The organism is Modestobacter sp. SYSU DS0657 (assembly GCF_054050925.1).
Window position 1 is genome coordinate 1 of the sequence record NZ_JBJHAG010000017.1, and the last position, 16,565, is coordinate 16,565.

Below are 16,565 nucleotides of genomic sequence, written 5' to 3' on the forward strand. Positions count from 1 at the left end.
GGGCAGGGGCCGCGGTGGTGGGGGGGTGTCCCGGTCGAGGGACCGACCACCGGACCGGGACGTTCGGCATTCCGCGGTGGGGCGGGGGGGGCCCGCCCGGCACGAGACCATTCTCCCGAAGACGGGGGCAGTTGTCGCGCGCTTGCCGGAAATGGTCGGGTGACCATTCTGGGAGATCGACGAGTCGACCCGGTCCCACCGGTCACCGACACGACGACGGCCGCCGGCCTCCCGGAGGAGGCACGACGGCCGTCGTGGCGGTGCGGTGGGGGAGTGGGTCCTTCGTCAGGCTCCGACCGCGCGGTTGACGTCGAGGGCCAGCAGCAGCTGCCCGTCGAGCTTGTAGGCGCCCCGGATCAGGTCCCGGCCGGCACCGTCGAGGGTGTCCGGCGGCGCCTCGAAGTCACGGACGTTGACGTCGACGACGTCGGCGATGCTGTCGACCAGCAGGCTGACCGCCTCGCCGCGCAGCCGGACGACGATCACGACCGCCTCCTGCCCGTCGGGCCGGGGCTTGCGGCCCAGGCGCTCCCGCAGCTCGATGGCGGTGACCACCTGGCCGCGGAGGTTGATCAGGCCGGCGACGGCCGGCGGGGCGAGCGGGACCCGGGTGATGCCCTGGCTGCGGAGCACCTCCTGCACGTGCTCCACCTCCACGCCGAACAGGTCACCGTCGAGCCAGAAGGTGGCCAGCTGCGCGCTGGCCGGCATCGTGGCGGTCGCGCTGCTCATGTCAGACCTCCATCAGGGAGTCGGTGTTCTCGAAGCCGTAGCCGGGGGAGTCGAAGCCGGTCCCCGGCAGCTCGGTGATCGGGGCGGTGCTGGTGTAGAAGGCCGGGTCGGCGGCGAGGATCGCGGCCCGGACGTCGAGCAGCTCGGTGACCCGGTCGCCGATGACCGCGGAGCCCAGGAGGCCGAGGTCGTCGATGTCGCTCTGCACCGCGGCCTCGCCGTCGACGATGTCGAGGATCTCCTCCACGACGATCGCCACGCTGCGGCCGTGGTCGGCGTAGACGATGACCTCGAGCACCTCGCGGTCGGCGTCGCCGTAGGCACCCAGGTGCCGGTCCAGCCGGACGATCGGCAGGATCGCGCCGCGGTACTGCACGACCTCGCGGGACCCGACGCGCTCCACCGTCTCGCTGCGCACCTGCTCGAGGCGGGTGACGGTGTCCAGCGGGATGGCCACCCGGCGGCCCCCACCGATCGCGGCGAGCAGCATCCGGGTCCGCTCGGCGGACGAGGCGGCCGCGGCGGCCAGCGCGTTGCGGTGCTCCTGGCGCTCGGTGGTCTCGGTGCGCAGGGCGCGGCGGGCCAGCGCCTGCACGTCGAGGATCAGCGCGACGGCGCCGTCACCCAGGACCGTGGCCCCGGAGTACAGGCCGATCTGCTTGAGCTGGCCGCTGACGGCCTTGACCACGATCTCCTCGGTGTTGATGACCCGGTCGACCACCAGGCCGAACCGGCGCCCCTCCGAGCTGAGCACCGCGATCACGACGTGGCCGTCGTGCCGGTCCGACGGGAGGCCGAGCACGTCGGCGAGGTGGACGAGGGGGAGCAGCTCGCCGCGGAGGCGGTAGACCGAGGCACCGCCGACGTCCTCGACCGCGGCAGCGGCCTTCTCCGCGTCCAGCGCAACGAGCTCCTGCAGGCTGATCTGCGGGATGGCGTAGCGGTCGCCGGCGCACTCGATGGTCAGCGCGGGGACGATCGCCAGGGTCAGCGGGATGCGCAGCCGGGTGCAGGTGCCGTGGCCGGGCACCGACTCGACCTCGATGGTGCCGCCGATGGCCTCGATGTTCGTCTTGACGACGTCCATGCCGACGCCGCGGCCGGAGACGTTGGTGACCGCCGCGGCGGTGGAGAAGCCGGGCAGGAAGATCAGCTGCAGCACGTCCTGCGGGCTCATCCGGGACAGCGCGTCCGAGGTGAGCAGGCCCTTCTCCACGGCCTTGGCGCCGATCTTGGCCGGGTCGATGCCCGCGCCGTCGTCGGCGACCTCGACCACGACCTGGCCGCTCTCGTGCCGGGAGCGCAGGGTGAGCACGCCTTCGGTCGGCTTGCCGGCGGCGGACCGCCCGGCGGCCGGCTCGATGCCGTGGTCGACGGAGTTGCGCACCAGGTGGGTCAGCGGGTCCTTGACCGCCTCGAGCAGGGTCTTGTCCAGCTCGGTGTCGCGACCCTCCATCTCCAGGCGGACCGACTTGCCGCACTGCAGGCCCAGGTCGCGCACGACCCGGGGCAGCTTGCTCCAGATGTGGTCGATCGGCTGCATGCGCGTCTTCATCGCGCTCTCCTGCAGCTCGCTGGCGATCAGGTTCAGCCGCTGGGAGGCGCGGACCAGGTCCTGGTCGTTCTGCCGGCCGACGTACTGGACGATCTGGTTGCGGGTGAGCACCAGCTCACCGACGAGCAGCATCAGGTTGTCCAGCAGGTCGACGTCGACGCGGATGGTGCTGTCGGCGACGGCGCGCCGGCCGTTCTGCGCCTCGGGGGTGCCCGGCTCGGGAGCCAGGTCGCCGGCTGGCACGGCGGGGGCCACCGGTGCGGGGGGAACGTCCACGGGGACCTCCAGGGGGACCTCGGCCACGGCCGGGAGGTCGATGACCTCCGGAGCCGCGGTGCGGATGGACTCGACCTCCGGCGCCGGAGCGGGCGCCGGGACGACGGGCTGTGCGGCGGCGGCCCTGGCGGGCGCCTTCCGGGCAGGGGCCTTCTTCGCCGGGGCCTTCGCGGCGGCCTTCGCGGGCGCTTTCGCGGCGGCCTTCGCGGGGGCCTTCCGGGCAGGGGCCTTCTTCGCCGGGGCCGGAGCGGCCGCGACCGGCGCCGGCTCGGCCGGGGCGGGGGCGTCCTCGACGACGGGGGCGGGGGTGTCCTCGACGACGGGGGCGGGGGCGTCCTCGAGGGCCGCGCTGATCAGGGCCACCGTGCTCGTGACGTCGACCGTGCCCTCGCCGCCGGAGGCCTCGATGGCCGCCAGCAGCGCGCGGATGGAGTCGACCATCGTCAGCAGCGCGTCGGTGCGCACGGGGGTCAGGTCCAGCGCGCCGTCGCGCAGCCGGGACAGCATGTTCTCCCCGACGTGCGCGACCTCCTCCAGCCGGTTGAAGGCGAGGAAGCCGCTGGTGCCCTTGATGGTGTGGATCGTGCGGAAGATGCTCGACAGGCGCTCACGGGAACGGGGGTCCTGCTCCAGGGCCACCAGGTCCTGGTCCAGCTGGTCGAGGTTCTCGTGGCTCTCCACGAGGAACTCCTCGACGATGTCGTCCAGACCGTCCACGCCCGCCTCTTCCCTGTGGTGCCGCGGCGGGCCTTCCCCGCGCAGCGTCGGTTTCATCGGCACACCGCCGATCTCCTTGAGGGGAACCCAGGCGTTGTGCACGATTTTCTGCTCCGGACGCCACCGAACGGGTGAGGCCGGGCGCCGGCGTTGCCCGGCGTGCTCTCAGCCATCGGCAGGGGAGCGGGGCATCCTGACCGCCGGCGGGCGGGGACACCCCGGAGGGAGGGAGGCGGGGAAGGGGTGGTTCAGCCGCCGAGTGCGTCGGCGAGCCGGGCCAGCACGGCCCGGGCCCCGGCCAGATCGGCGACCCGGTGGGCGGCCGCGGTCTCCCCGTCGCCGACCTTGACGGTCACCCCGTCGCCGCCCAGGGCGCGGAAGCCGTCCTCGTCGGTGACGTCGTCCCCGAGGTAGAGCGCACCGTCGGCGCCGAGCTCGTCGCGCAGCCGCAGCAGCGCGGTGCCCTTGTCGGCGTCGGTGACGGCGATCTCCAGCACGTCCTTGCCGGGCTTGGGGGTGTGGTGCGGGCCCGCGGCGGCCGCGGCCCGTTCCAGCAGGGCCGGACGCGCGGCCGGCTCGGGCACGGTGCGCACGTGCACCGCGACGGCGGCCGGCTTCACCTCCAGCCGGGCACCCGGGACGGCGTCCACCAGTGGCGACAGCGAGGCCACCAGCTCGTCCCGGGCGGCGCGCAGCTCACCGGCGAGCGGGCCGTCGAACTCCGCCCCGTGGCTGCCGATCCAGCGGAACGGCCCGGTGAGCCCGCTGGTGCGCTGCAGGTCCTCGACCCCGCGGCCGCTGACCAGCGCCACGGTGACGCCGTCGACGGCGGCCAGCCGGGCCAGCAGCTCGCCGACGCCGGGCTCGGGGACGGCGGCGGCGGGGTCGTCGCGCAGCCCGGCGAGCACGCCGTCGTAGTCGCTGGCCACCAGCAGCGGACGCCGGGCGGCCAGCCCGTCGAGCGCCGCGGTGAGGGCCGGGTCGAGCTCGGTCGGGCCGCTGCTCACGCCTGGGCCTTCAGGGAGTCGAAGAACGAGTTCGCCCAGTGGTCCAGGTCGTGCTTGGCGAGGTGCCGGCGCATCGACCGCATCCGCTTGGTCGCCTCTGCCGGGTCCATGCGCAACGCCCGGAGCAGCTGGTTCTTCACCCCGGCGATGTCGTGCGGGTTCACCAGCAGCGCCTGCTTGAGCTCGGCCGCGGCCCCGGCGAACTCGCTCAGCACCAGCACCCCGGCCAGGTCGCCCCGGGCCGCGACGTACTCCTTGGCGACCAGGTTCATGCCGTCGCGGTAGGGGGTGACCAGCATGACGTCGGCCGCGCGGTACATCGCGGCGAGCTCATCGCGGGGCATCGACTGGTTGAAGTACTGCACCGCCGGCCCGGCGATCGAGCCGTACAGGCCGTTGATGTGGCCGACCTGCTGCTCGATCGTCTCGCGCATGGTCACGTAGTGCTCGACCCGCTCGCGGCTGGGGGTGGCCACCTGCACGAACACCGTGGAGGGCGCCTCGATGGCGCCGTCCTCGAGGAGCTCCTCGAACGCCTCCAGGCGCACGCCGATGCCCTTGGTGTAGTCGAGCCGGTCGACCCCGAGCACGAGCTTCTCCGGGTTGCCCAGCTCCGCGCGGATCTCCTTCGCCCGGGCGAGGACCTCCGGGGCGCTGGCGAGCCGGTCGAAGGCGGCGACGTCGATGGAGATCGGGAACGACTTGGCCACCACGGTGCGGCCCTCGTAGCTCACCGTGTTGCCCTTGCACTGCAGGTCGTGCAGCCGCCGGGCCAGGTTGACGAAGTTGCTGGCCGCGGCGGGCTGCTGGAAGCCGATCAGGTCGGCGCCCAGCAGCCCCTCGATGATCGCCGAGCGCCAGGGGAGCTGGGTGAACAGCTCGTACGGCGGGAAGGGGATGTGCAGGAAGAAGCCGATGGTCAGGTCGGGTCGCTGCTGGCGGAGCATGGCCGGCACCAGCTGCAGCTGGTAGTCGTGCACCCAGACGATCGCGCCCTCCGCGGCCACCTGGGCGGCGCGGTCGGCGAACCGCCTGTTGACCTGCACGTAGGCGTCCCACCACTTGCGGTGGTACTCCGGCTTCTCCACCACGTCGTGGTAGAGCGGCCACAGCGAGGCGTTGGAGAACCCCTCGTAGTAGCGGTCGACCTCGTCCTCCGACAGCGGCACGGGCACCAGCTGCATCCCGCCGGACTCGAAGGGCTCGGGCGCCTCGCCCGCCGCCCCGGACCAGCCGACCCATGCCCCGCCCCGGCCGGCCACGAACGGCTCCAGTGCGGTGACCAGCCCTCCGGGGCTGCGCTGGTAGCGGGTCGTGCCGTCGGGGTCGGTGACCTGGTCGACCGGGAGCCGGTTGGCGACCACCACGACCGGGCTGTCCGCGCCCACCTGTGCACCTCCGCCGTTCGCCGGTCCGTTGACGGCCCTGACCCTACGCAACCGGTGGGGTCGGGCGCGCCTCCAGCCGCTCAGCGCACCAGCGACCAGCCGGCGGCGGCCGCCGCCAGACCGAGCACCAGCGTGCCCGCCAGGTAGGCCAGCGCGCGGCCGACCACCCGCTCCTCGACCAGCCGGACGACGTCGTTCCCGTAGGTGGAGAAGGTGGTGAGCGTGCCGCAGAAGCCGGTGCCGACCAGTGCCACGACGGCGGGGGAGACGCCGCGCAGGCCGAGCAGCACCCCGAGCAGCGCGCTGCCGGCGACGTTGACGGTGAGCGTGCCGACGACGCTGCCCCGGCCGCGGTGGGCGACGGCCACCCGCTCGGCGAGCAGCCGCAGCGGCGCCCCGGCCAGCGCGCCCAGCACCACCCACAGCGCCGTCACCGGCGTCGTCCCCCGGCCAGCCGGACCCCGGCGACCGCCGCCAGCAACCCACCGAGCACCGAGGCGACCACGTAGCCGGCCGCCGTCGCCCAGGCGCCGCCGTCGGCCAGGCGCACCGTCTCGACGGCGAAGGTGGAGAACGTGGTGAAGCCGCCGAGCACGCCGGTGCCGAGGAACGGCCGCAGCCAGGGGTGGTCGGGGTGCCGGGGGAACACCGCGCCGAGCAGGGCGCCCAGCAGCAGGCAGCCGGTCAGGTTGACCAGCAGGGTGGCCCACGGCCACCCGCCGGCGGGGGAGGGGAGCCCCTCCGCGACGCCCCAGCGGGCCAGCGCACCGAGGGCACCGCCCAGCGCGGCGGCGACGTACCCGATCACCGCCGGCGGGTCTCGGGGAACAGCAGGTCGACGAAGCGGGCCGCGGTGGGCTGCGGCTCGTGGTTGGCCAGGCCCGGACGCTCGTTGGCCTCGATGAACACCGCGTCGGGCCCGGTCACGTCGGGCACGAGGAAGTCGATGCCGGTCACCGGGATGCCGATCGCCCGGCTCGCGCGCACGGCCGCGGCGCCGATCTCCGGGTGCAGCCGGTCGGTGACGTCCTCGATCGTGCCGCCGGTGTGCAGGTTCGCCGTCCGCCGCACGCGGAGCCGGTGCCCGGACGGCAGCACGTCGTCCATCCGGTGCCCGGCGTCGGCGACCACCTCGGCGGTGGCGTCGTCCAGCGGGATGCTCGACTCCCCGCCGGTCGCCCGCTCGCGGCGCCGGCTGGTCTCCTGCACCAGCGCGGCGACGTCCTGGCGGCCGTCGCCGACCACCTCGGCGGGGCGGCGCAGCGCCGCTGCCACCACCTCGTGGTCGATCACGACGACGCGCAGGTCGTCGCCGGCCACCAGCTCCTCGACGAGCACGTCGGGGCAGAACTGGCCGGCGAGGTCGACGGCGCGGGCCAGCCCGTCGTCGTCCCGCACGCCGACGGTGATGCCCTTGCCCTGCTCGCCGCGGGCCGGCTTGACCACCAGCTCACCGCACTCGGCGAGCAGCCCGCGGGCGGCGGTCAGGTCGTCGCCGTCGACGACGACGGCGCGGGGCACCCGCACCCCCGCCCGCTCGACGATCCGCCGGGTCACCCGCTTGTCGTCGCACCGGCTCATCGCCACCGCGCTGGTGAACTCCGACAGCGACTCCCGGGCGAGCACCGAGCGGCCACCCAGGGACAGCCGGATCTCGCCCCACTCCGGGTCGGTGACCTGCACGCGGATGCCACGGCGCAGCGCCTCGTCGGCGATGATCCGGGCGTAGGGGTTCAGCTGCTCCAGGCCGGCCGGGGGAGCGGAGAACAGCGGGGTGTTGATCGGGTTCTTCCGCTTGACGCAGACCGCCGAGACCCGGTCGAAGCCGAGCTTGCGGTAGAGCGCGATCGCCCCGGTGTTGTCGTGCATGACCGACAGGTCCAGGTAGGCGCGGCCGCGGCCGATGTACCGCTCGGCCAGCACCCGGACCAGCGCCTCGCCGGTGCCGGGCGGGGCGTCCTGCGGGTCGACCGCCAGGCACCACAGGCTGGTGCCGCCGTCGGGGTCGTCGAACCCGAGCACGTGGTCGACGCCGGTGACGGTGCCGATCACCGCGCCGGTGCGGCGGTCCTCGGCGACCAGGTAGGTGAACGTCCGGGTGCGGTGGTTGCGCCACATCGTCGCGGCGTCGCCGACCACCATCCCGGCCCGTGCGTAGAGGTCGTTGATCCGGTCCATCTCCGCCGCGGAGGTCACCGTGCGCACGAACACCCCACGGATGACCTCCTCCCGGGGCCGGTACCGGTGCAGCGGGAGCCGGTAGACGTAGGAGGGGTCGATGAACAGCTCGTCGGGGGCCAGGCCGACGAGCACCTGCGGGTCGCGGGGGTAGATGCAGATGTCCCGGCGGCCGGTCTCCTCCGCGCGCAGCGCGGCCAGCACGCCGGAGAGGTCGGCGAACGTCTGACCGAAGACCAGCCGCCCCCAGCCCATGTCCAGGACGACGTCGGTCGCCATGCCGGCGAGGTCGTGGGCATCGGGCTGCTGCCAGGAGCGGCTGGTGAGCGGCGCCCGGGGCTCCCGTCGGGTGCGGTGTCCGGCCAGTCGACGCGGTGCACTGGTCACCGGTCCACCGTAGGCGACCCGGGTTTCGCCGGCGTTCCACGTGGAACCGCTGCCGCCAGAAGTGGACCGGGCCAGGCAGGAGTCAGGTCCAGAAGACGCCGACCTGGCGGCCGCCGATCTCGTGCACGTCGACCTCCACGTCGAACACCTTGCGCAGCACGGCGGTCTCCATCAGCTCCGCCGTCGGCCCCTCGGCCACCACCCGGCCGTCGCGCATCGCCACGATCCGGTCGGAGTAGGCGGAGGCGAAGTTGATGTCGTGCACCACCAGGACCACGGTCTTGCCCAGCTCGGAGGCCATCCGGCGCAGCATCCGCATCATGCCGACGGAGTGCTTCATGTCCAGGTTGTTCAACGGCTCGTCCAGCAGCACGTAGTCGGTGCCCTGGCACAGCACCATCGCCACGTACGCCCGCTGCCGCTGCCCACCCGAGAGCTGGTCGAGGTGCCGATCGGCGAACGGGCCCAGGTCGAACCACTCGATCGCCTCGTCGACCAGCCGCCGGTCCTCCGCGGTCAGCCGGCCACCGCAGTGCGGGAACCGGCCGAAGGCGACCAGCTCCCGCACGGTCAGCCGCACCGACATGTGGTTCTCCTGGCGCAGCACCGCCAGCCGGCGGGCCAGCTCCTGACCCGGCGTCCTGGCGACGTCCAGCCCGTCGACGGTGACCCGGCCGGCGTCGGCGGGCAGCAGCCGGGACACGATCGACAGCAGGGTGGACTTGCCGGCACCGTTGGCGCCGATCAGCGAGGTGATCCCGCCGTCCGGGATCTCCAGGCTGACGTCGTCGACGACCCGGACGTCGCCGTAGGACTTGCTGACTCCCTCGATGCGGATCACAGGAGGCGCCCTCTCACAGTCGTGGCTCGCGGGTGAGCAGGGCGATGAAGACGATGCCGCCCACGAAGTTGATGACGATGGACAGGCTGGAGTTGAAGCCGAACACCTGCTCCAGCACCAGCTGGCCGCCGACCAGCGCGATCACCGCGAGCAGGCTGGCCCCGGGGATCGTCCAGGCGTGCCGGTGGGTGCCCAGCAGCTGGCGGGCGAGGTTGGCCACCAGCAGCCCCAGGAAGGTGATCGGCCCGACCAGCGCCGTCGAGACCCCCACGAGCACGGTCATCGCCAGCAGCGACACGGCCACCACCCGGCGGTGGTCGACGCCGAGGCCGACGGCGGTGTCCCGGCCCAGGGCGACGACGTCCAGCCGGGGCACCAGCCGGACCACCCCGGACAGGACCAGCGCCACGATGACCGCGGACAACGTGAGCAGCCGGGGGTCGACCCCGTTGAAGCTGGCGAACAGCAGGTCCTGCAGGGTGAGGAACTCGTTCGGGTCGATCAGCCGGGAGACCAGCAGGGTCAGGCTGGTGAACAGCGTCCCGAGCACGACCCCGACCAGGACGAGCACGTAGATGTCGCGCTGGGTCTGGCCGAACAGCATCCGGTACAGCAGCGCGCCGAAGGCGACCAGCGCCACCAGGTCGACGAGGAAGCGCAGCCGCACGTCGGTCCCGGCCAGGGTGCCGGCGCCGAACCAGAAGACGCCGACGGTCTGGATGAGCACGAACAGCGAGTCGAACCCCATGATCGACGGGGTCAGGATCCGGTTGTTCGTCACCGTCTGGAACAGCACGGTCGCGACGGCGACGGCGATCCCGACGACGACCATCGCGGCGAGCCGGCGGCTGCGCAGGCGCAGCGAGAACTCCCACGAGCCGGTGACGCCGACGGTGAGGAAGAGGCCGGCGCAGACCAGGGCCACCAGCCCGAGCAGCAGCAGCACCCGCCGGCGGCGGGCGGCGCGCTGGGCCTCGGTGCTCGCGGCCGCAGTGGCGGTGGCCATCAGGCGCCCCGGGTCCGGGCGCGCAGCAGCAGCGCGATGAACAGCACGCCGCCGACGACGCCGACGACGCTGCCCACCGGGATCTCGTACGGGTACCGGACGGTCCGCCCGATCACGTCGCAGACGAGCACGAACGCGGCGCCCGCGAGGGCGGTGACCGGCAGCGCCCGGCGCAGGTGGTCACCCAGCAGCATGGTCACCAGGTTGGGGACGACGAGGCCGAGGAAGGGGATCGACCCGACGGTGACCACCACGATCGCGGTGACCACCGAGACGATGACCAGCCCGGTCCGCACCACCCGGTCGTAGGCGATGCCCAGGTTGATCGCGAAGCTCTCACCCATGCCGGCGACGGCGAAGCGGTCGGCGAACAGGTAGGCGGCGACGGTGGCGGCGGCGACCGCCCACAGCAGCTCGTACCGGCCGGAGACGACGCCGGAGAAGTCGCCGTTGGTCCAGGCGTCCATGGTCTGCAGCAGGTCGTAGCGGTAGGCCAGGAACATCGCCACCGCGATGACCACGCCGCCGAGCATGATCCCGACCAGCGGCACGACGATCATGTCGGTGAAGACCATCCGCCGCAGCAGGTGCAGGAACACCCAGGTGCCGAACAGCGCGAACGCGATGGCGATGCCCATCTTGGCCGGCAGCGAGCTGCTGCCGAACAGCAGCGTGGCGACGACGATGCCCAGCCCCGCCCACTCCGCCGTCCCGGCGGTGTGCGGGGAGACGAACCGGTTGCGGGTCAGCGTCATCATCACCAGCCCGGCCACCGCCATGGCCGAGCCGGACAGCAGGATCGCCAGCAGCCGGGGCACCCGGGAGGCGAGGAAGACCCGGGCCTGGGCCTCGTCGGGGTGCAGCAGGTCGAGCGGCGTCAGGTCGGTGACACCGATGAACAGCGACGCGAAGGCGCCACCGACGACCAGGAGCAGCCCGGCCAGCAGGTGCCAGCGGCGCACGCCGCGACGCCGCGGCTCCCGGGAGGCGGGAGCCGCGGCGTCGCGGGTCTTCAGCGTGTCGGCCATGCGGGAGGTCAGGCGCCGACGCTCTCGGCGATCTCCTCGACCATCCGCTCGACGTTCGGCAGGCCGTTGGGCGCCAGGTACCAGTCGGTGCCGTCGAGGTAGGTGACCGCGTCCTCGGACCAGGCGGTGGTGCTCCGGACCAGCTCGTTGTCGAGCACCTGCTCGGCCGCGGCGCCGGACTCGCCGATGGTGGCGTCCCGGTCGATGACGTACAGCAGGTCGGGGTTCGTCTCGGCGATGTACTCGAAGGAGATCGCATCGCCGTGGGTGGCGTCGCTGAGGTTCCCGTCGGCCGGGGTGACCCCGAGGGTGTCGTGGATCAGCCCACCGAACCGGGAGTTCGGCCCGTAGGCGCTCACCTCACCGCCGGTGGTCAGCACGATCAGGCCCGTTCCGGCGTCCGCGGCAGCCTCGGAGACCTCGGCGATCCGCTCGTCCAGAGCGTCGAGCCGCTCGGTGACGTCGTCCTCCGCGCCGAACACCTCGGCCAGCGCGGTGGTCCGCTCGGTGAAGGAGGGCAGGAAGTCGGTGTTGTCGACGGTCAGGTCGATGGTCGGGGCGATCTCGGCCAGCTCGGGGTACACCGCCGCCGAGCGCCCGCCGACGATGATCAGGTCGGGCTCCAGGGCGTTGACCGCCTCGTAGTCGGGCTCGAACAGCGAGCCGACCTTGGCGTACTCGTCGCCGCCGTACTCCGACAGCGCCTCCGGGTAGCTGGCCTCCGGGACGCCGTCCACCTGCACCCCGAGGGAGTCCAGGGTGGAGAGCACGCCGAGGTCGAACACGACGACGGTCTCCGGGTCGACCGGGACCTCGGTCTCACCCTGGGCGTGGGAGACGGTGACCTCGGCGGGGGCGCTGCTCGAGGAGGTGCCGCCCGCAGCCTCGGCGTCCTGCTCGCCGCCGCAGGCGGTCAGGGCGAGGAGCGCCGAGAGGGACAGGGCGGCGCCGGCCAGGGGCCGGGGCGTTGCGCGCATGCAGAACTCCAGTGTCGGGGAAGAGCCTGTCGGGCAGAGCTAGGAGAGGCTCGCCTCAGTTAGCAGAGCCTAACCACACCTCACGACGGCGGTGTTGTCACACCCCCGTGACCGTTTCGTGACCAGATCGGCCGGAGTTCCCGCTCACCGGGAGACCGGTTGCGCCCGGCCGTCGGCGGGCACCCCCGGCCCATGCAGACACGGACACTGCGCGACCTGACCGTCCCCGCCCAGGGCCTGGGGTGCATGGGGATGAGCGAGTTCTACGGCTCCGGTGACCAGGCGGAGGCCGAGCGGACCATCCAGCGGGCGCTCGACCTGGGCGTCACCTTCCTGGACACCGCGGACATGTACGGGCCGTTCACCAACGAGCGACTGGTCGGCCAGGCGATCGCCGGGCGGCGGGCGGAGGTGGTGCTGGCCACCAAGTTCGGCAACGAGCGGGGCGAGGACGGGTCCTTCCGCGGCATCAACGGCCGGCCGGAGTACGTCCACGCCGCCTGCGACGCCTCGCTGCAGCGGCTGGGGGTCGACGAGATCGACCTCTACTACCAGCACCGGGTCGACCCGACGGTGCCGATCGAGGACACCTGGGGCGCGATCAAGGAGCTGGTGGACGCCGGGAAGGTCCGGCACGCGGGGATCAGCGAGGCCGCGCCGGACACCATCCGCCGGGCGCACGCCGTGCAGCCGGTCACCGCGGTGCAGACCGAGTACTCGCTGTGGACCCGCGACCCCGAGGACGACGGCGTGCTGGCCACCTGCGCCGAGCTCGGCATCGGCTTCGTCGCCTACTCCCCGATCGGCCGCGGGTTCCTCTCCGGTCAGATCCGCAGCCTCGACGACCTGGCGCCCGACGACTTCCGCCGGCACAACCCCCGGTTCCAGGGGGCGGCGTTCGAGCAGAACCTGCGGCTGGTCGACCGGGTCCGCGAGATCGCCGAGGAGAAGGGCATCACCGCCACCCAGCTGGCGCTGGCCTGGGTGATGGCGCAGTCCGGCCGGGGCGGCAACCCCGTGGTCGTGCCGATCCCCGGCACCAAGCGGGTGCAGTACCTGGAGGAGAACGCCGCCGCCGCGCAGCTGGAGCTCAGCGAGGAGGACCTGCGCCGCATCGACGCGGCGGCGCCCGCCGGGACCACCGTCGGCGACCGCTACCCGGACATGTCGACCGTGCACCGCTGAGCCGAGCCGGCCAGCGGACGGGGCAGGATGGGCGGGTGCGTCCCCGCCCGTCCGGCCCCCGCCGGTGAACACCCCGCTGCTCGTCGCGGTCACCGTCGTCGCCGTCGCCCTGGCCCTGCTCGGCGTGCTGAGCACCGCGCTGCGGCGGCGCATCGGCACCGCCCACCTCGCCGGCGCCGGCCTGCTGCAGCTGCTCGTCCTCGCGCTGGCCGGGGTCGCGGTCGCCGGGCTGGTCGGTGGGCACCGGCCCACCGAGCTGGCCACCTTCCTCGGCTACCTGGCCAGCGTGGTGCTGCTGCCGGTGGCCGGCGTGCTGTGGGCGCGCACCGACCCGACCCGCTGGGCCGGCACGGTCATCGCGGTGGCCGCCGCCGCGGTCGCGGTCATGGTCTGGCGGCTGGACCAGGTGTGGGAGGTGACCGGTGGCTGAGCATGCCGATGCACCGGCCGAGTCGACCTCGGCGACGGCGGACACCACGCGCGGGCCCGGCCGGGTGCTGGTCGCCCTGTACGGCGTCTTCGCCCTGGCCGCCGGCGCCCGGGCGGGTGTTCAGCTGGCCACCCGGTTCGGCGAGGCACCGCTGGCGTACCTGCTCTCGGCGTTCGCCGCGGTGGTGTACCTGGTCGCCACCGTCGGTCTGGCGCGCGGCGGCCGGGGCGGCCGCCGGACGGCGCTGGTCGCCTGTTCCGTCGAGCTGGCCGGCGTGCTCGTCGTCGGCACGCTCTCGCTGGTCGACCCGGACGCCTTCCCCGACGCCACCGTGTGGTCGAACTACGGGCAGGGCTACGGCTTCGTCCCGCTGGCGCTGCCGGTGCTCGGCCTGCTCTGGCTGCGCCACCGGTCCGACGTCGCCGCCGGGCAGGGCGGATCCGCGGGCTGACCCCGGCCGCGTGATCCGGACCTGTCGGTGGTGCCCAACAGAGTGGATCGCTAGGGTCGACGCCGTGGTGGACCGTGCCGGGGTGCCGGTGGACCCCGGCACCGACGTCCCGCTGGAGGCGGCGGCCGCCGTCGCCGCGATGGGTGCGCCGGTCGGCGAGGACGAGCGCGACCAGCAGCAGTCGCTGGTCGGCGCCGCCGCGGCCGCGGTCACCGACGGCGCCGGTGGGCCGTCGGCGCTGCCCGGCGTGCTGGCCGAGGTCCCGGTCGCCGTCCTCGTCATCGACCAGGGCGAGGGCACCGTGGTCTACGCCAACACCGCGGCGATCGAGCTGGCCGGCAACCCCCACCTGCCGCTGCCCATCGACACCTGGGGGGCTTCGGCCGGGTTGACCGACCTCTCCGGCGCCGCGCTGGCGAGCACGAGCAACCCGCTCTCCCGCCTGGCCCTGGGGCGCCCGGTCACCGGGGAGGCGGTCCGGCTCTCCGCGCGGCGCAGCTCCGACGAGCTGCGGGCCAGCGCCGCCGATGCCACGGACGAGCAGCTGCTCTGGGTCACCGGCTTCCCGCTCTCCCGCGCCGACAGCGACCAGCGGCTGGCGCTCGTCGTCTTCCTGCACCTGGACGAGGGCCACGCCACCGCCGATCCCGAGACGCAGCTGAAGGCCCTCCGCGACCGCGCCGTCGTCGCCACCGACATCGCCTTCACCATCACCGACCCGCGCCGGCCCGACAACCCGCTGGTCTGGGTCAACCCGTCCTTCAGCCGGATCAGCGGCTACAGCTACGCGGAGAGCATCGGGCAGAACTGCCGCTTCCTGCAGGGCCCGGCCACCGACACCGAGCGGACCGCCGAGCTGCGCACGGCCCTGCAGCAGCACGAGCCGATCACGAGGACGTTGCTGAACTACCGCAAGGACGGCACGGCGTTCTGGAACCAGGTCTCCATCACCCCGGTCTTCGACGGCGCGGGCGAGCTGATCAGCTTCGTCGGGGTGCAGACCGACGTGACCGAGCGGGTCCGGGTGGAAGAGGACCGGACCGCCGCCCTCGCGGCCGAGAAGGCCGCCCGGCACGAGGCCGAGGTCGCGCGCGAGGCCGCCGAACGGGCGCAGAGCCGGCTGGCCCTGATGGCCGAGGCGACCAGCACGCTCAGCGCCACCCTCGACCTCGACGACCTGCTCGACCGGCTCGCCGCGCTGTGCGTGCCGCTGCTGGCCGACTGGGTGTTCATCACCCTCGTCGACGAGCACGGCACGGTCACCGGCACCTCGGCCGCCCACCGCCGCGGCCTGGCCGAGGAGCTGCGCCGCTTCGCCGCACTGCGGGTCGCCGACCTGCCCGAGGCAGCGCCCATCCGGCGGGTCCTGCGGTCCAGCGAGCCGGTCCTGGTCCCGGAGATCACCGACGAGATCCTGGTCGCGGCCGCGCCCGACCCGGCGCTGCGCGCGGTGATGGCCGAGCTGGGCACCTCCTCGCAGCTGACCGTGCCGCTGGTGGCCCGCCGTCGCACGCTCGGTGCCCTCACCCTGGTCGCCGAGACCCAGCAACGCCGGTTCGGCCCCGACGACGTCGACCTGGCCCGGGACCTGTCCCGCCGGGCCGCGATGGCGATGGACAACGTGCGGCTCTACCAGCAGGAGCACTCGGTCGCCGAGGCGCTGCAGCGCTCGCTGCTGCCCGAGCTGCCGGAGATCTCGCGGATCAGCGCCGCGGGGCAGTACGTCAGCGCCTCCAGCGCCGCCGAGGTGGGCGGGGACTTCTACGACCTGCTGGACCTGCCCGACGGCTCGGTGGGGATCGCCATCGGCGACGTCGTCGGGCACGACCTGGCCGCGGCCGCCGCGATGGGCCACCTGCGCGGGCTGCTGCGCGCCTGCGCCTGGGATGCGGGGGAGACCGACGCCGGCCGGGTGCTCGGCCGGGTGGACACGCTGGTCCAGGGGCTGCACGTGGCCCGCATGGCGACCATGGTCTACGCCCGGGCGGTGCCCCCGGCCGAGGTCGGCCGCCCCTGGCAGCTGACCCTGGCCAACGCGGGGCACCCGCCGCTGGCGCTGCGCCGTCCCGACGGCTCGATCGAACTGCTCGACGGAGTCACCGGGCTGCTCCTCGGCGTCGACGCCAGCGCGGAGCGCCGGTCGCACACCGTCGAGGTGCCGGCCGGCTCGACCCTGGTGGCCTACACCGACGGTCTCATCGAGCGCCCCGGTGCGGACATGGACACCGGCATCGCCCTGCTGGTCGAGCGGCTGGCGGACGCACCGCTGGACGCACCCCCGGCGGAGCTGTGCGTCGCGGCGGTCGGCCCGGACCCGGACCGCCGGGACGACATCGCCGTCATCGCCGTCCGCTTCGTGTAAGGACCCCGTCCTCCTCACCCCTCGCACGCTCGGGGCGAGCCTCTG

The 16,565-nt window shown here is 73.7% G+C and carries 15 protein-coding genes; 4 read left to right on the plus strand and 11 right to left on the minus strand.

All coding sequences use genetic code 11. The annotated features are described in order from the left end of the window. Positions 1-285: 285 nt before the first annotated feature. From ACI79A_RS12115 to ACI79A_RS12165, 11 genes are all read right to left on the minus strand, one after another. On the minus strand, positions 286-732 hold the full coding sequence (locus ACI79A_RS12115; RefSeq protein WP_457083410.1) for a chemotaxis protein CheW: 447 nt from the start codon (positions 730-732) through the stop codon (positions 286-288). A gap of 1 nt (position 733) precedes the next feature. Continuing rightward, entirely contained in the window at positions 734-3,280 is a 2,547-nt protein-coding gene (locus tag ACI79A_RS12120) for a chemotaxis protein CheA (RefSeq protein WP_457083412.1), read from the minus strand. 248 nt (positions 3,281-3,528) lie between these two features. After that, entirely contained in the window at positions 3,529-4,287 is a 759-nt protein-coding gene (gene otsB, locus ACI79A_RS12125) for a trehalose-phosphatase (protein ID WP_457083414.1), read from the minus strand. Then, the gene (locus tag ACI79A_RS12130) at positions 4,284-5,675 is read right to left on the minus strand and encodes an alpha,alpha-trehalose-phosphate synthase (UDP-forming) (protein WP_457083416.1); all 1,392 of its coding nucleotides are present in this window, start codon (positions 5,673-5,675) and stop codon (positions 4,284-4,286) included. The genes otsB and ACI79A_RS12130 overlap by 4 nt, the downstream gene beginning before the upstream one ends. Positions 5,676-5,755: 80 nt before the next feature. Continuing rightward, positions 5,756-6,109 (minus strand): fluoride efflux transporter FluC, encoded by a 354-nt coding sequence (locus ACI79A_RS12135; protein ID WP_457083418.1) that lies wholly within the window; start codon positions 6,107-6,109, stop codon positions 5,756-5,758. After that, positions 6,106-6,483 (minus strand): fluoride efflux transporter CrcB, encoded by a 378-nt coding sequence (gene crcB, locus ACI79A_RS12140; protein ID WP_457083420.1) that lies wholly within the window; start codon positions 6,481-6,483, stop codon positions 6,106-6,108. Before crcB ends, ACI79A_RS12135 begins: the two co-directional genes overlap by 4 nt. Beyond that, complete coding sequence (gene ngg / locus ACI79A_RS12145) at positions 6,480-8,240, minus strand: N-acetylglutaminylglutamine synthetase (protein WP_457083422.1); 1,761 nt, start codon at positions 8,238-8,240, stop codon at positions 6,480-6,482. The genes crcB and ngg overlap by 4 nt, the downstream gene beginning before the upstream one ends. An 82-nt stretch (positions 8,241-8,322) precedes the next feature. Further along, positions 8,323-9,081, minus strand: coding sequence for an iron ABC transporter ATP-binding protein (locus tag ACI79A_RS12150; protein ID WP_457083424.1), 759 nt, complete (start codon positions 9,079-9,081; stop codon positions 8,323-8,325). Between the two features lie 13 nt (positions 9,082-9,094). Continuing rightward, positions 9,095-10,087: an iron chelate uptake ABC transporter family permease subunit gene (locus ACI79A_RS12155; RefSeq protein WP_457083426.1), complete on the minus strand. Its 993-nt coding sequence runs from the start codon at positions 10,085-10,087 to the stop codon at positions 9,095-9,097. After that, the gene (locus tag ACI79A_RS12160; RefSeq protein WP_457083428.1) at positions 10,087-11,115 is read right to left on the minus strand and encodes an ABC transporter permease; all 1,029 of its coding nucleotides are present in this window, start codon (positions 11,113-11,115) and stop codon (positions 10,087-10,089) included. Before ACI79A_RS12160 ends, ACI79A_RS12155 begins: the two co-directional genes overlap by 1 nt. An 8-nt stretch (positions 11,116-11,123) precedes the next feature. After that, the gene (locus tag ACI79A_RS12165; RefSeq protein WP_457083430.1) at positions 11,124-12,092 is read right to left on the minus strand and encodes a siderophore ABC transporter substrate-binding protein; all 969 of its coding nucleotides are present in this window, start codon (positions 12,090-12,092) and stop codon (positions 11,124-11,126) included. 192 nt (positions 12,093-12,284) lie between these two features. Between ACI79A_RS12165 and ACI79A_RS12170 the strand changes: the two genes are divergently transcribed. The 4 genes from ACI79A_RS12170 (at position 12,285) to ACI79A_RS12185 (ending at position 16,520) form a co-directional block, all read left to right on the plus strand. After that, entirely contained in the window at positions 12,285-13,277 is a 993-nt protein-coding gene (locus tag ACI79A_RS12170) for an aldo/keto reductase (protein WP_457083432.1), read from the plus strand. Positions 13,278-13,341: 64 nt separating this feature from the next. Next, positions 13,342-13,707: a hypothetical protein gene (locus tag ACI79A_RS12175; RefSeq protein ID WP_457083434.1), complete on the plus strand. Its 366-nt coding sequence runs from the start codon at positions 13,342-13,344 to the stop codon at positions 13,705-13,707. Beyond that, positions 13,700-14,158 carry a hypothetical protein gene (locus ACI79A_RS12180; RefSeq protein WP_457083436.1) on the plus strand — a complete coding sequence of 153 codons (459 nt, stop codon included), beginning with the start codon at positions 13,700-13,702 and terminating at the stop codon, positions 14,156-14,158. The genes ACI79A_RS12175 and ACI79A_RS12180 overlap by 8 nt, the downstream gene beginning before the upstream one ends. Positions 14,159-14,222: 64 nt before the next feature. Continuing rightward, entirely contained in the window at positions 14,223-16,520 is a 2,298-nt protein-coding gene (locus ACI79A_RS12185) for a SpoIIE family protein phosphatase (protein ID WP_457083438.1), read from the plus strand. The last annotated feature ends 45 nt before the right edge of the window (positions 16,521-16,565 follow it).